The 14,932-nt window shown below is 66.3% G+C and carries 9 protein-coding genes and 2 pseudogenes; 4 read left to right on the top strand and 7 right to left on the bottom strand.

Going from position 1 to position 14,932, the window contains the following annotated elements:
* From VFA16_RS09170 to VFA16_RS09185, 4 genes and pseudogenes are all read right to left on the bottom strand, one after another.
* Positions 1 to 313: pseudogene (locus tag VFA16_RS09170) on the bottom strand (ATP-dependent DNA ligase); the annotation flags it as partial.
* Positions 313 to 1,311 (bottom strand): non-homologous end-joining DNA ligase, encoded by a 999-nt coding sequence (ligD, locus tag VFA16_RS09175; protein ID WP_324967509.1) that lies wholly within the window; start codon positions 1,309 to 1,311, stop codon positions 313 to 315. The pseudogene VFA16_RS09170 and the gene ligD, both read right to left, overlap by 1 nt.
* A gap of 29 nt (positions 1,312 to 1,340) precedes the next feature.
* Entirely contained in the window at positions 1,341 to 1,781 is a 441-nt protein-coding gene (locus tag VFA16_RS09180; RefSeq protein ID WP_324967510.1) for a DUF402 domain-containing protein, read from the bottom strand.
* Positions 1,782 to 1,989: 208 nt separating this feature from the next.
* Positions 1,990 to 4,620, bottom strand: a complete 2,631-nt coding sequence (locus tag VFA16_RS09185; RefSeq protein ID WP_324967511.1) for an FHA domain-containing protein — start codon at positions 4,618 to 4,620, stop codon at positions 1,990 to 1,992.
* Between the two features lie 379 nt (positions 4,621 to 4,999).
* Between VFA16_RS09185 and VFA16_RS09190 the strand changes: the two genes are divergently transcribed.
* Genes VFA16_RS09190 through VFA16_RS09200 form a run of 3 tightly spaced genes read left to right on the top strand, consistent with a single transcriptional unit; the run spans position 5,000 to position 10,657 of the window.
* A complete protein-coding gene (locus tag VFA16_RS09190; RefSeq protein WP_324967512.1) occupies positions 5,000 to 7,015 on the top strand; it encodes a serine/threonine-protein kinase in 2,016 nt (671 codons plus the stop codon).
* A gap of 34 nt (positions 7,016 to 7,049) precedes the next feature.
* A complete protein-coding gene (uvrB, locus tag VFA16_RS09195; RefSeq protein WP_324967513.1) occupies positions 7,050 to 9,218 on the top strand; it encodes an excinuclease ABC subunit UvrB in 2,169 nt (722 codons plus the stop codon).
* Entirely contained in the window at positions 9,215 to 10,657 is a 1,443-nt protein-coding gene (locus VFA16_RS09200; RefSeq protein ID WP_324967514.1) for an MFS transporter, read from the top strand. Before uvrB ends, VFA16_RS09200 begins: the two co-directional genes overlap by 4 nt.
* A 32-nt stretch (positions 10,658 to 10,689) precedes the next feature.
* Here VFA16_RS09200 and VFA16_RS09205 read toward each other — a convergent pair whose 3' ends face one another.
* Entirely contained in the window at positions 10,690 to 12,279 is a 1,590-nt protein-coding gene (locus VFA16_RS09205; RefSeq protein ID WP_414687675.1) for a glycosyltransferase family 39 protein, read from the bottom strand.
* Between the two features lie 285 nt (positions 12,280 to 12,564).
* Here VFA16_RS09205 and VFA16_RS09210 point away from each other — a divergent pair, with 285 nt between their 5' ends.
* A complete protein-coding gene (locus VFA16_RS09210; RefSeq protein WP_324967516.1) occupies positions 12,565 to 13,008 on the top strand; it encodes a universal stress protein in 444 nt (147 codons plus the stop codon).
* On the opposite strand, the gene lnt is transcribed toward VFA16_RS09210, so the two are convergent.
* Together lnt and VFA16_RS09220 are read right to left on the bottom strand one after the other, a co-directional pair.
* Complete coding sequence (gene lnt / locus VFA16_RS09215; RefSeq protein WP_324967517.1) at positions 12,993 to 14,477, bottom strand: apolipoprotein N-acyltransferase; 1,485 nt, start codon at positions 14,475 to 14,477, stop codon at positions 12,993 to 12,995. The genes VFA16_RS09210 and lnt overlap by 16 nt on opposite strands.
* A pseudogene (locus tag VFA16_RS09220) lies at positions 14,474 to 14,932 on the bottom strand (Hsp70 family protein); the annotation flags it as partial. The gene lnt and the pseudogene VFA16_RS09220, both read right to left, overlap by 4 nt.

Consider the following 14,932-nt stretch of genomic DNA (forward strand, 5'->3'; position numbering starts at 1 on the left):
TGGCCAACCACACCAGCGCGTCGCGGCGCTGGGCCACCGGGTGCACGACGGTGCCGCCTTCCTTGGCGACTTCGGCGAACTCCATCCAGTCCGGCATCGCATCGGCGAAATCCTGCTGGATGAACCCCGGCTCGTCGATGCCCCGCGGGAACCGCTGCAGGGTCAGTGGCCGGCCGTCGAGGTGCGGCAACATCGCCTCGGCCACGGCAGCGTAGTAATCCACCAGCTCGCCCTTGGTGATTCCCTTTCGAGAGGAGTGGCCGGGAAACAAGACCCGGTCCGGATGGCTGATCTCCACCTTGATTCGAGGCATCAGCGTGTCTCGCGTACGACGTCACGCGGATCCTTGTCGGTGCGCAGCCCGGTGTAGCGCGGATGGCGCAGTTTGCCGTCGCGCGTCCATTCGGAGAACCCGACCTGGGCAACCAGTTCGGGCCGCACCCATTGGGTTCCGGACTCGCGGACCTGTCCGCGGGTAAACGGACACGCATTCTGCTCCATGCCCGATAGTTGCGCGTGCAGGCTGCGCAAAGTGGCCTCGTCGAATCCAGTTCCGACCTTGCCGGCGTAGACCAGGTCAGTGCCGTCGTAGTAGCCAACGAGAAGCGCGCCGAGCCCCACCCGGCTGCCTTTGGGGGCGGTGTAGCCGCCGATGACAAACTCCTGGTCGCGGACGCATTTGAACTTCAGCCAGTTCGCCGATCGGCGGCCCTCGTAGGGCGCGTCGGCCAGTTTGGCGATCACGCCCTCGTCACCGCGGGCGCACGCGGCGCGGTACGCTGCGTCGCCGTGCTCGACCCGGTGGGGTGTGTATCGCAGCGGATCGCTGAATTGAACGACCTTGCGCAGCAGCCGCTTACGCCACAGCAGTGGTAACTCGGTCGTGCACCGCCCGTCCAGGTGCAGTAGGTCGAAGATGTAGTAGAACACCGGGATACCCGTTGCCCGTGCCTGTTTAGGGTTGGTGATGCCCAGCCGGCCTTGCAGACGGGCGAAGCTGGTGCGCCGCCCATCGAACGCTACCACCTCGCCATCCACGACGAACCGGGAAACGGGTTGCGAAGCAAGCGCGTCTACCAACTCTGGGTACGTTCCGTCGAGCGGCTGACGGTTGCGCGACCGCAGCCGCACCCGGTCACCGTTGCGATACGCCAGACACCGTTCACCGTCGAACTTGCGCTCGAATATCCACCGGGGATCGGAAAACCGTCGCTCGGTCAGGGTGGCCAGCATGGGGGCTCGCCAGTCGGGCACCGGCTCCTCGTGCAGAGCGGCGCGCACCCCGCTCGGAAGCTCGATGTCCGACACCATGACCACCTGTTACCCGCCTCGGTCGTGTACTACGCACCGCGCCAAGTGAGCTCGATCCCCTTGCCGGCCAGCCAGCGCCGCAGGTCATATCCGTGCCGGGACAGCCCGTCGACGGTGTCGACGGCGCGGTGCACCGCGCGCTCGGCGGTCTTCGAGGTCAGCAGCCCATAGCGAACAGCGTCCAGCAGTTCACCGACGTCGGCCAGGTTGACGTCGCGGCCGGTGCAGAGTTCCAGGTCGAGGTAGTGGTCTTCCGAACGCCACACCGTCGGACCGGGAATGTATTCACCGATGTCGAGGTAGTAGTCGTGGTCGCGTTCGTGGCCGGGGTTGAAGTGAAAAATGTTGGCGCGCAAGCCCAGCGACGGCAGCAGCCACGACTCGAGGTAATGGAATTGGGCTCGGCCCGGGGTGGGTCGCGCCATGTAGAGTCCCCAGGGCCGAAGCGTGTACTCGTCGACGGCCCGCACGATGCCCTTCGGGTCGGTGTTGGTGTGGGCGACTAGGTCGAACGTTTCGTGCTTGGGGTGATGGATAGCGTCAGCTTACCCGCGCAATCCGACCCGCGCGGCGACCGATGCAGAGCGCGTAGCGCGATGAGGAGGAGCCGCGCAATCCGACCCAGCGGCGACCGATGCAGAGCGCGTAGCGCGATGAGGAGGAGCCGCGCAATCCGACCTAGCGGTGCAGCCGGATTTTCCAACGGACAAAGCCGGCGTAGAAGACCGACAACCCGGCCAGCATGGCGACGTCGAACAACCAGGTCTTCGAAGTGTGCAACCAGAACCGGTCCTTGGGGATCAGGGAACCCGGGACCAGATGCCGCAAGTCGATGGTCGACGCCGCCGCGGCGTAACCCCACCGCGAGGGCATCGCCCAGGACAGCTGGTCGAGCAACAGCCGGCCGGTGACCGGAACCAGCCCGCCGGAAAGCACCAGCTGCGCCATGATCGACACCACCAGCAGCGGCATAATCTGCTCGCTGGAGCGCACCAACGCCGACAGCGCCAGGCCCAGGATGGCCGAGGCCACACAAGTCGCCGCGACGGTCACGAACAGCTCAAGCGTGGGATTGCCGAGTAGCAGGGCGCCCCGGGTCGGCGCGCCTTTGCCGGCAATGACGATCGCAGTCGCGATGACGGACTGCACGATCGCGAACGCACAAAACACCCCGGTCTTGGCGAGCAGGTAGGCAGTGGTGGACAGGCCGACCGCCTGTTCGCGCTGGAAGATAGGACGTTCACCGATCAGGTCGCGAATCGTCAACGCCGTGCCCATGAACACCGCGGCGATGTTCAACAGGACCAGGATCTGCGCGGCCTCGTCGGGTGCGTCGCTTCGCGGATCGGCGACGTGGAATCCGTTCGAGCCGGGAACCGTCAGTGACAGCGCACCAAGGATGAACGGCAGCAGGGCCAGGAATATGAAGTAGGCGCGGTCGGCGACGACCAGTCGAACCTGGCGCCGCATGATCGTGGAGAGCTGACGCCACACGCTGGTATGGACCGGTTCGCCGAGATCGGCTGGCTTCTCGGTCTGAGGAGGCAGTGGCTGGCGGTGCTGCTCGAGGAAGCGGCGGTTGGCTGCCTCCGGATCGGCGCCCACCTTGGTGAAGATCTCCGCCCAGTTGGTGGTTCCCATCGCCTCGCCGATCTGGGCGGGCCGCCCGCAGAATGCGGTCTTGCCGCCGGGCGCCACCAGCAGCACCTGGTCGCAGATATCCAGGTAGCTCAGCATGTGCGTCACCACTACCACGACGCGGCCGGCGTCGGCCAGCTGACGCAGCATCGTCATCACTTGGCAGTCGAGCGCCGGGTCCAAACCGGAGGTCGGCTCGTCGAGGAGCAGCAGCGACGGTCCGGTGAGCAGTTCCAGTGCGACCGAGGCACGTTTGCGCTGGCCGCCGGACAACTTGTCCACGCGGGTGTCGGCGTGCTTGGTCAAATCGAGTTCTTCGAGCACCTGGGCGACGACCTTTTGCCGGTCGGCTTTGCTGGTGTCGGGCGGCAATCGCAGTTCGGCGGCGTACCCCAGCGCCTGGTTCACCGTGAGCTGGCGGTGCACGACGTCGTCTTGGGGCACCATCCCGATCCGGCTGCGCAGCGACGCGTATTCGGCGTGGATGTCATGCCCTTCGAAGGTGACCGAGCCGGAGCTGGGCCGCGCGTAGCCCGCGATCAGTTTCGCCAGTGTGGTCTTGCCCGCACCCGACCCGCCGATGATGGCGGTGAGCGTCCCGGGCCGGGCGATCAGCGAGATGTCGTCGAGCAGTTGCTTGCCGCCGTCGACGGTGAACTTGACGTTGCGCACCTCGAGACCGCCGGTGTTGCTGGCGGCTTCGGTTTCGCTGCGGCGCACCAGTACGCCACCGCGAAACACCAGGTCGACGTTGCCGATGGTGACCACGTCGCCTTCGGTCAAGATCGCCGACCCGACCCGGGTGCCGTTGACGAACGTCCCGTTGACGCTGCGGTCTTGGATTTCGGCGCCGAGCGGGGTCAAAACCAGCGTCGCGTGATGACGGGAGGCCAGCACATCGGGGATCACGATGTCGTTGTCGTTGGCGCGACCGATCGTCACCGTGCCAGCCCGTTTGGCCGGGACCGATCGCTGCGACAGGAATTTGACGAACCTCGTGGCGAGATTGGTCACGTCGCCCGATGCGGCGTCGACCACGGTCATCTCCGTGGGTGCCGGCGAGTCGGGCGAGGCCGCCCAGGCCGCGTCGACCACGGTCAGCTCGTCGGGCGGCGCCGAATCCGGCGATGGGTGCTGGACGCCGCTCGGGTACCTCGGTGTCCGGGGCGGCGGTGGTGACTCGTTACTCGGATACGACGGGGGATGGCGTCGTAGTGGTGGGCCGGGCCTCGAGCCGGCCTGCAGAGGTCGCCGTGGCAATTGGGAGGGCTGGGCGGGCTCTCGCCGCGTCGACCACGAGACGGTGGGCGGCTGATTCTCATCCACCGATGCCGGTGCCGGTGGTCGGCCAACCTGCTGCGGCTGCCGTTCGAGCTGAAAAGTCAGTTGCGGCCCACCGGCATTGCCGATGTTGATGCTTTGGCCATCACGGATGTCGATCACCGGCGTTCGGTAGCCGTTGACGTAGGTGCCGTTCACGGAACCGTTGTCGATGGCCAACCACCTGTCCTGGTCGAAGCGCAGGATCAGATGCGCACGGGAAATCCGCGGGTCGGCGATGCGGATGTCGGCACGCAGGTCCCGTCCGATGACGACGTCGTGGCCTGGCGCGAAAGTCCGTTGAGTCCCGTCGTGGCGAATTGTCAGCACAGGCGGGACTGGTCGACTCACGACGTCCAGTATCGGTTGCCGCACAGCGAAATCAAGCGACGCAGCTGTGAATCACCTATGTCTTCGCTATGTTTCGTCAAAGTCGTTCTCACCGGTTCATCCCGGATTCGTGATTCACAGCTGTTTCATAACCACCATTGGCCCCGGGCCGCCGCATCGGCAGGCATCATGCCAAGGGGGTAACCGAAACGCCTGAAAAGCGTGCGCTGTGGCGGCTCTCGGTACGAATGCAGCACCGCAATAACTGCCTGAGAAAGGAATGCCACTTTCATGGCGTCGACGGAGCAACCTGCCGTGTGCGGCTGCGGGAGCCGAAAGGCAGTTACGCGCGTCACATCTCAACCTCAGGTCTTGCGGAGCAATAGGGGAGCAACGGCAGATGGATGAGGCGATGGGCGCCACGCGACGCTGGGAGGTCAGCCGCCGACTCGTGACCGACCCGCGCCAGGCCAAGGAGGCACTGCGGCGCGGCTACCACTCGCTTCCGAACATGGCGGTCACCCAACTCCTCCACCGCGTGCCGCTGATCCGATCCAGCCCGAGTGCGAAGGCGGGCGGGCCAAAGGGCAACGGAAATCCGCGCCGGTCAATGGTTTCCAGCCGCACAGCTTTTGCGGGCTACACCGTGCTGCGTCCGTTGGGTTCTGGTGGGATGGCCGACGTCTACCTGGCCAAGCACCCACGGTTGCCGCGTCGCGATGCGCTCAAAGTGCTCGCCAAGGAAATGACGGCCGACGGCGAATTTCGGGAGAGATTCAACCGCGAAGCCGACCTGGCCGCGACGCTTTGGCATCCGCACATTGTCGCGGTCCACGATCGCGGCGAGTTCGATGGTCAGCTGTGGATCGCGATGGACTACGTCGAGGGCACCGACGCAGCCCGACTCATCAAAGAGCGCTACCGCAAAGGCATGCCACAACATGAAGTTTGCGAGATCGTCACCGCTGTCGCCGGCGCACTTGACTACGCCCATCAGCGTGGGCTGCTCCATCGCGATGTCAAACCCGCCAACATCCTGCTCACCCATCCCGAAGCAGGGGAACGGCGAATACTGCTGGCGGACTTCGGAGTAGCGCGTCAGCTTGCAGACATCAGTGGGATTACCGCCACCAATGTGGCGGTGGGAACGGTCGCCTACGCCGCGCCCGAACAGTTGCTGGGTCGCAAAATGGACGGGCGGGCCGACCAATACGCCTTGGCCGCCACGGCTTTTCACCTGTTGACCGGGGCAACGCCGTACCAGCATGCCAACCCGGTTGAGGCCATCAGCATGCACCTCAACGCCCCACCGCCGCGGCTCAGCGATCACCGTCCGGATTTGGCGCACCTGGATGATGTGTTGCTGAAAGCTCTCGCGAAGGAACCCGACTCGCGGTTCGATCGATGCCGTGATTTCGCCGCCGCATTCCGTGAGCAGGTCGCGGGCACCTCGAACGGTGGCCGTCGCGCCGGCGAGTTCTCGCTGAAGAGCAAGATCGCTATCGCCGCCTTTCTGCTGGCGTTTGTCGCGTTGGCGATAACTTGGGTGACTTCATATCTCTTCTGGGAGGACAAACCGTCAGCGAACGCGGCGCCCCCGCCGCGGCTGCATCCCACATCGTCCAACCACTCGGCCGGAAACTCGAGTCCGAATATCGCCAAGCCGGTGCTCGACGGCACCTATCGGCTGGACTACGACCGCGCAAAGCAGACGTCTAGCGGGGTCATCGCCAACGACGGCGCCCAGACAAGCTGGTGGGCCTTTCGTTCGTCATGCACTGCGAGCGGATGCGCCGCTACCGGCACCAAGCTGGACAACAGCAATCATCAAGTGGCGAAGACAACCGGTAGCGGCAATACCGGCGTTTTGCATTTCGTCGACGGACATTGGCAAGGGGAGCCCAGACAGGTGCAGGTGCAGTGCCGGCAAGCGCACCGAACGTTGGCGTCCACACAGGACGAGACGGTGGTGTGGTCGTTGACACCGCAGGCCGACGGCACCCTGCGCGGAGTGCAGATCCAAACCGTGCAGAGCGGCGACTGCGGTGCGCAAGGGGCGACGCTCCGGATTCCGGTGACCGCGACCCGTGTCGGCATTGTGCCGCCGAGCGTTGCCGTGGCCGAGCCTGCGAAAGTGACTGCCACCCCCGTTACGTCAGGGGCATCCTCGCCGGTGCCCGTCCTGGGCGGGTCATGCAACGACGCCGACAAGATCGCCTACGACTCCACCGCCAACGAGCAAGTCGTCTGCGAAGGCAACACCTGGGACAAGGCGCCGGTGACGGCCGGGGTTCATTCCATCGGCACCTCGTGCGACGAGCCCAACATCCCGGTGTTCGCGATGTCGATGTCCGACGACGGCCACCTGATCCAATGCGACCCGGCCACCCGGGTATGGAGCCGCCACCAGGGATAACAGGTTGTCGGTGGGCGCGCCTAGTCTGGACGACATGGCTTTCGCTACCGAGCACCCCGTGGTCGCGCACTCGGAGTACCGACCGGCCGGAGAGGCCGTGGAAGGGTTGGTACGCACCGGCGGCCGCTTCGAGGTCGTCAGCCCGTACGCGCCGGCCGGTGACCAGCCCGCCGCCATCGACGAGCTGGAGCGGCGCATCAAGACGGGGGAGAAGGATGTGGTGCTGCTGGGCGCCACCGGTACCGGCAAGTCGGCGACCACCGCGTGGCTCATCGAACGCCTGCAGCGGCCCACTTTGGTGATGGAGCCGAACAAAACGCTGGCCGCACAAATGGCCAACGAGCTGCGGGAGATGTTGCCGCACAACGCGGTTGAATACTTCGTGTCGTACTACGACTACTACCAGCCCGAGGCGTACATCGCTCAGACGGACACTTACATCGAAAAGGACAGCTCCATCAACGACGACGTGGAGCGGCTGCGGCATTCGGCGACGTCGGCGCTGCTTTCACGGCGCGATGTGGTGGTGGTGGCCTCGGTGTCGTGTATCTACGGCCTGGGCACGCCGCAGTCCTATCTGGACCGCTCGGTCGAGCTGAAGGTGGGCGAGGAAGTGCCCCGCGACGCGCTGCTGCGGCTGCTGGTCGACGTGCAGTACACCCGCAACGATTTGTCCTTCACCCGCGGCTCGTTCCGGGTGCGCGGCGACACCGTCGAGATCATCCCCTCGTATGAGGAGCTGGCCGTCCGCATCGAGTATTTCGGCGACGAAATCGAAGCGCTGTACTACCTGCACCCGTTGACCGGTGAGGTGATCCGCAGGGTCGACTCGCTGCGGATCTTCCCCGCCACCCACTACGTGGCCGGGCCGGAGCGCATGGCGCACGCCATCTCGACCATCGAGGAGGAGCTGGCCGAGCGGCTGGCCGAACTCGAGGGCCAAGGCAAACTGCTGGAAGCTCAGCGGCTGCGGATGCGGACCACCTACGACATCGAGATGATGCGCCAGGTGGGGTTCTGCTCCGGGATAGAGAACTACTCACGCCACATCGACGGGCGGGGCCCGGGTTCGCCACCGGCCACGCTACTCGACTACTTCCCGGAGGACTTCCTGCTCGTCATCGACGAGTCGCATGTGACCGTGCCGCAGATCGGCGGAATGTACGAGGGCGACATGTCCCGGAAGCGCAACCTGGTGGAATACGGGTTCCGGTTGCCGTCGGCGTGCGACAACCGGCCGCTCACGTGGGAGGAGTTCGCGTCCCGGATCGGGCAGACGGTGTACCTGTCCGCCACCCCGGGTCCCTACGAGCTCAGCCGGACCGGCGGCGAGTTCGTGGAGCAGGTGATCCGGCCTACCGGGCTAGTGGACCCCAAGGTCGTTGTCAAGCCGACGAAGGGTCAGATCGACGACCTGATCGGGGAGATCCGCAAACGCGCCGACGCCGACGAGCGGGTGCTGGTGACGACACTGACCAAGAAGATGGCCGAAGACCTCACCGACTACCTGCTCGAGATGGGCATCCGGGTGCGCTACCTGCACTCCGAGGTCGACACGCTGCGCCGGGTCGAGTTGCTGCGGCAGCTGCGCCTCGGCGAATTCGATGTGCTGGTCGGCATCAACCTGCTGCGGGAGGGCCTGGACTTGCCGGAGGTGTCACTGGTGTCGATCCTCGACGCCGACAAGGAAGGGTTTCTGCGGTCGACGCGCAGCCTGATCCAGACCATTGGGCGCGCCGCCCGCAATGTGTCCGGTGAGGTGCATCTCTACGCCGACACCATCACCGACTCGATGAGAGAAGCGATCGACGAAACCGAACGGCGGCGCGCCAAGCAGATCGCCTACAACGAGGCCAACGGTATTGACCCAACGCCATTGCGCAAGAAGATCGCCGACATCCTCGATCGGGTTTACACCGAAGCCGACGACAGCGAGACCGTCGAGATCGGTTCCGGGCGCAGCGTGTCACGCGGCCGACGGGCTCAGGGCGAGCCGGGACGGGCGGTCAGCGCGGGAATTTTCGAAGGCCGCGACACCGCCAACATGCCGCGCGCTGAATTGGCTGATCTAATCAAGGATCTCACCGACCAAATGATGGCTGCGGCGCGGGATTTGCAGTTCGAGCTGGCGGCGCGGTTCCGCGACGAGATCGCCGACCTGAAGAAGGAACTGCGCGCCATGGATGCCGCCGGCATCAAGTGAGCTCACCGGTCGCAACCGGCACCGCCGGCAGTTGGCGTGCGCTGCTGGGCCGCCGGTATCTGGGGACATCGACCCTGCTGGCCGGTGGGGTGGCGCTGTATGCCATCAACGAATTCCTCACGATCAGCCTGCTGCCCAGCACGGTCGCCGACATCGGCGGCGAGCGGCTGTACGCCTGGGTGACGACGCTGTATCTGGTCGGATCGGTGGTTGCGGCCACGACGGTCAACGTGGTGCTGCTGCGTATCGGGGCGCGGTCGTCCTACCTGCTGGGGCTGGCGGTGTTCGCCCTCGGCAGCCTGGTGTGCGCGGCCTCGCCGAGCATGGAGATTCTCCTGGCAGGCCGCACTCTGCAGGGCGGGGCCGGTGGTCTGTTGGCCGGCCTCGGCTACGCGGTCATCAATTCCGCATTGCCACAAGCGCTTTGGACCAGAGCATCAGCGCTGGTGTCGGTGATGTGGGGAGTCGCCACAGTCGTCGGACCCGCGGTGGGCGGCTTGTTCGCGCAATTCGGGCTGTGGCGGTGGGCATTTGGCGCGGTGGCGGTCCTCACCGCCGCTATAGCCCTGCTGGTACCGCTGGTGCTGGCCGCGGGTCGAATCGACCGCAGCGAGGTGTCCGCGACGAAGGTCCCGGTGTGGCCGTTGCTGCTGCTGGGCACTGCCGCGTTGGCAGTTAGCGTCGCCGAGTTGCCGCACAACTTCCGCGCGACCGCAGTGCTGCTGGCGGCCGGCGCGCTTCTGGTCGTGGTGTTTGCGCTTGTCGACCGGCGGCTGTCGTCATCGGCATTGCCGCCCAGCGCTTTTGGTCCCGGGCCATTGAAATGGATTTACCTGACGCAGGCGCTGCTGTTGGCCACCGCGATGGTCGACACGTATGTGCCGCTCTTCGGCCAACGGCTGGCGCATTTGTCCCCGGTGGTGGCCGGCTTCCTCGGTGCGGCGCTGGCCGTCGGCTGGACGGTCAGCGAGTTGGTCAGCGCGTCATTGAGCAACCCGCGCCTCATCGCGCGTGTGGTCACAGCCGCACCCGCGGTGATGGCGGTCGGGTTGGCGCTCGGTGCCGTCACCCAGTTCGACGACGCACCAGTCGGGGTGGTCGCGGTGTGGGTGGTGGGCTTACTGGTGGCGGGAACCGGGATCGGCGTCGCGTGGCCGCACCTGTCGGCCTGGGCGATGGGCTGTGTCGACGACCCGGCTGAACGTGGCGCAGCGGCCGCCGGGATCAACATCGTGCAGCTGATCTCCGCTGCGGTGGGTGCCGGTTTGGCCGGTGTGCTGGTCAACGGGGCCAACGGCGGCGCCGTGATGTCGGCCCGCTGGCTGTTCACGGTCTTCACCGTGCTGGCCGCGGTCGGTGTCGCTGCGTCCTACCGCGCTACCCGCGGACAGCCCTGCGAGACAGGCCCTTCCAGCGAACAGGAAACCGGCTCCAGATAAGTCGTCCCAATTTATGTTGCGGCGCAATACAATCAGCGTGTCGACTTCAGCACCTGGGTGCGGTGGAGTTGCCAGCGCTCGACAATGCGGAAGCCGAGCTTGCGGGGGAATTGATACGCCGGCGCGCGCCCGAAAACCGGTCCCGGTGGCAGCGATTGCCCGATCTGATGGTTGGGCAGTGTCGTGTCGTGGTTGGTGATCGTCCACACCGTGGTGCATTTGCGGAGCTTGTCGGTGACCAGCCACACCGCGACGTGGCCGTCCCACAGCCAGCCGCGGTCTGGCCCGCGGGCGCCGCGTCCCACGTCGACCAGTGGTTTGAAAGCGTTTGGCCGGGTGGCCAGCAGTGCGCGGATCGGCCCGGGTGCCCAGAACACGGTGTTGTCGACCAGTAGGCAGTCGCCCGGCGTTGCACGCGCGGTGACGACGTCGGCCACCTGGCTGTAGTCCCAGCCTTCTTTGGCATACGGGCCACGTTGCGACAACAGGTAATTCGGGAAAGCGGCGACCGCGAACACGATCAATACGCCGGTGACGGCCCACGGCTTGGTGGTGATCGTGACTACGCACACCGCCAAGACGACGGCCATCGCCGGTGCGGTGAAGAACAGATAGCGCGCGTAATACATCGGCTCGCTGATCGCCGAATAGATCAGGCTGACAGCGGTGGGGATCGCCATCCACGCCGCACATATCAGCAACAGCGCGCGTGTCTGGGCGGCCGGGCGACGCTTCCCGCTTACCCGAAGCGCGATCGCGACCGCGATCACCGCCGCCGCGAGCACCGCGAACGGAACGCTGTTGTCGAAGTACTGATGCTGCGCTACATCAATGACGTTGTGCCAGTTGATCGGAAAGATCCAGGACACCTGATACCGCTGGCCGTGGGCGAACAGCATGAACGGTGTCAAGGCGCCCACCACGACTGCCGATGTAAGAGTCCACCAGACGGCGGCAGATCTCCTGCGGGTGGTCAGCGGCAGCATCGCCGCATAAGCCGGCACCAGGAGCACTTGGTAGATGTTGAGCAACACCGACAGCGCTAGCCCCAGCGCGTACAGCAGCCACAGCCACGGCCGGTTGCGCCGTACCGAAACAACCAGCAGCACAGTTAGCCAGACCGCGGCGGCCGCGGAAAACGCATACGAGCGGGCCTCGACTCCGGCCCAGGTCACCCGCGGCAGAATCGCGAACATCGCACCGGCGCACACCGCGGTCGTGCGCGGACAGAACTGCTTGGTGAACACCACGACACCTGCCGCGGCTGCACCGATGGCCAGACTGCTGGGCACGCGCGACCAGAACTCGGTCGCGGGAAACACGGTGAACCAGCCGTGCATCACCAGGTAGTAGAGGCCGTGCACGGCGTCGATGCGGCCCAGCAGCCGCCACAGTTCCGATAGTGAACGGCTCGCCGACGCCGAGATGGTGGCTCCCTCGTCGAACCACAGCGACGGCCGACTTGCGCCCGCAGCGCTGATGACGGTAGCCAGCGCAGCGATCACCAAGGGGTCGAACAGCCTGCCGCGACGGCGTGAAGGCACAGGCGGGCCGGCGACCGCTGTCTCGGCGGGCTGCTCAGCTGTCGACACGGACATGATGGTTGTCACTGTAGGGCTCATGTGGTGAACCTGATTACCGCCGCCGGTGCGGCTCAACCACCCCATATCGTCCACTCTGGAGTGCACAAACTTGCCGCCCGCGCCGCTAGCATGCTAACCGTTTGCAGCACAACGCTTTCCGCGGTAACTCGAATCGATCGACGGCAGCGCCGGTGAGCCAGGCGCCCTGAATTGGGCTCACTCGGGTGGCCGCCGGCGCTGACTGTGTCGCAAATCCGACCCACCCGTATCCGGCAACGCGTTACTGTCTTGGGTTGGCGTAGCAACCGACACCTGGGAGGGTAAATGAGCGCCTATCGGACCGTGGTGGTAGGAACCGACGGCTCGGACTCGTCGCTGCGCGCGGTGGACCGGGCAGGCCACATCGCGGGGGCGAACGCGAAGTTGATCGTCGCGTCGGCGTACTTGCCCCAACCAGACGATCCTCGGGCCGCGGACGCGTTGAAGGACGAGAGCTACAAGGTGTCGGGAACCGGTCCGATCTACTCGATTTTGCGTGAAGCGCGGGACCGCGCCAAGGCCGCCGGCGCGAAGGACGTCGAAGAACGGGCGGTCGTCGGTGCACCCGTCGACGCGCTGGTCGGACTGGCCGAGGAGGTCGACGCCGATCTCCTGGTCGTCGGTAACGTCGGCTTGAACACCATCGCGGGCCGGCTGCTGGGCTCCGTGCCGGCCAACGTTTCGCGGCGGGCCAAAACCGACGTACTGATCGTTCACACCACGCCGTAATTCGGGCGCAGGCGGGACCGCACGGCCCAGATACCGGCGGCACCGAGAGTCGAGAACGCCAGCACGAGCACCCATTCACCCAGCCGCTGGTACACGGTGACCTGCAAGCCCAACGGGACGTCTACGACGCGCACGCCACGGTAATCCGAAGGACACCAGGCAAGGTTGCGGCCGCGGGCATCGAATGCCGCGCTGTCCCCGGATAACCCGGCATGCGCCGCCGGGTGGCCGACCTCAGCGGCACGGACCGCGATCGCGCTGGCCAGCTGCGGCTGGGCCCAACTTCCCTGAAAAGTCGACGTCGACGTCTGATACGCCAGCAACTGAGCGCCGCGTTGCACCTCCCGGCGGGGAAGATCGGGAAACAGCGCCTCGAAACTGATCAACGGCCCGATGGCGAGCGAGCCCGCGTACAGCACCACGGGTCCGCTCCCGCGGCCCCGGTCCTGCCCCGCGGCCTTGGTGTAGCGGGTGAGCCAGCCGAGCAGTGGGCGCAGCGGCACGTACTCGCCGAACGGCACCAGCCGGGTCTTGCGGTAGGTGCCTCGGGGGCCATCCGGTCCGAGGAGCATCGACGACTTGTGGATTTTCCCGTCCGGGGCGGGCGCGTCGACGTTGACCAGCAAGTCCGCACCGACTTTTCTGGAAAGGTCCGCCAGCTGCCGCACGTCGTCGGGGTGGCCGGCCGGATCCAGTCCGACGCTGCTCTCGCCCCACAGCACCAGGTCTATGCGTTGCCCCACCAACGTGGCGGTGAGCGCTTTGCCGGCGGCCTCCCGCGCTGCGGCGTCGTCGATGACTCCGGGCTGGACCAGCGCCACCCGCACCGTCGACCCTGCTGCAGGCGCCGGGCCCCACCCGAACCAGGCCGGTCCCAGTCCGGCGCAGGCCAGGGCGATCGCCAGGCAGCTCACTCGCACCGCGACCCCGCGGGCCAGCATCGCGCCGACGATTCCGGTGTTCACCGCGACGATCAGGAAACTGGTCAGCCACACCCCGCCCAGCGCCGCCGACGCGAGTGTGACGGGCTGGTTCCACTGCGAGGCGCCCAGAGCGGCCCACGGGCCACCCAAACTGGGCCAGGACCGCACCGCCTCAGCCGACACCCAGGCGCTGGGCGACACGATCATGGCCGCCAGCAGCCGACGCGTCGTCACCGCACCTGAGAGCAGGCGGTGTGCGAACCAGCCCCACGGCAGCCACAAGGCTCCGATCACCGCAGCCAGGACCAGCAGCAGAGGGCCAGCAAAGGGCAGCAGCCAATACTGCGTAACCAGCACAAAGCCGGCGAGACCGCACCACGCCCGCACCGCGGCGTCGGACGCCGTCGGCGCCGCACGCACCAGCAGCAGCAGCGGGACCAGCCCAACCCAGGCCAGCCACCACCACGACGGCGCCGGAAATGCCAACGCGGGCAATGCGCCGACGATCAGCGCCGCCGCACGACCGGGCAGGCGCCGCGCGCTCACGCACTCGCGAGGTCGTGGCGGGTCAACTGGAACGTGCGGGTCAGGCGGTCCGGTCGCGTCGTCAGCGTCACCTCCACCGCGCCGCCCGGTGTGACGACGTAGCGCTCTTCGACGTCGGGCCCGTCGTCGCGGCGGTCCACCGGTCGGCGCCCTAGATCCGCTGCATCGTGCAGGTCGGGGTCGAACGGGAAGAACACCGGGTCATAGGGTGTCAGGTCGCCGTCGGGGTGGCCGTCGCGCAGGCGGCTGCACTCCACGAACCGGAAATGGCCGATGTTGTGCGCCGCCCGGTACTGGCGGGTGACGACCAGCGGCGGTTGGCCTTCGGCGGGCAGCTGCATGCCTTTGCACACGATCGGGTCGAAGCTGACATCTTATCCCGCCTGCGCTTCGCGGAAAACCCCGAAATGTCGCGAAAGCCGGTCGGACAGTGCGAATCCCGCCTCCTTGTCGAG

Origin of the sequence: Mycobacterium sp., assembly GCF_035653355.1 — a bacterium.
Classification (GTDB): domain Bacteria; phylum Actinomycetota; class Actinomycetes; order Mycobacteriales; family Mycobacteriaceae; genus Mycobacterium.

Coding starts and splice junctions, on each gene's coding strand:
- ligD (WP_324967509.1), bottom strand. CDS start 1,311: ATGGTGTCGGACATCGAGCTTCCGAGCGGGGTGCGCGCCGCTCTGCAC.
- VFA16_RS09190 (WP_324967512.1), top strand. CDS start 5,000: ATGGATGAGGCGATGGGCGCCACGCGACGCTGGGAGGTCAGCCGCCGA.
- uvrB (WP_324967513.1), top strand. CDS start 7,050: ATGGCTTTCGCTACCGAGCACCCCGTGGTCGCGCACTCGGAGTACCGA.
- VFA16_RS09205 (WP_414687675.1), bottom strand. CDS start 12,279: ATGAGCCCTACAGTGACAACCATCATGTCCGTGTCGACAGCTGAGCAG.
- VFA16_RS09210 (WP_324967516.1), top strand. CDS start 12,565: ATGAGCGCCTATCGGACCGTGGTGGTAGGAACCGACGGCTCGGACTCG.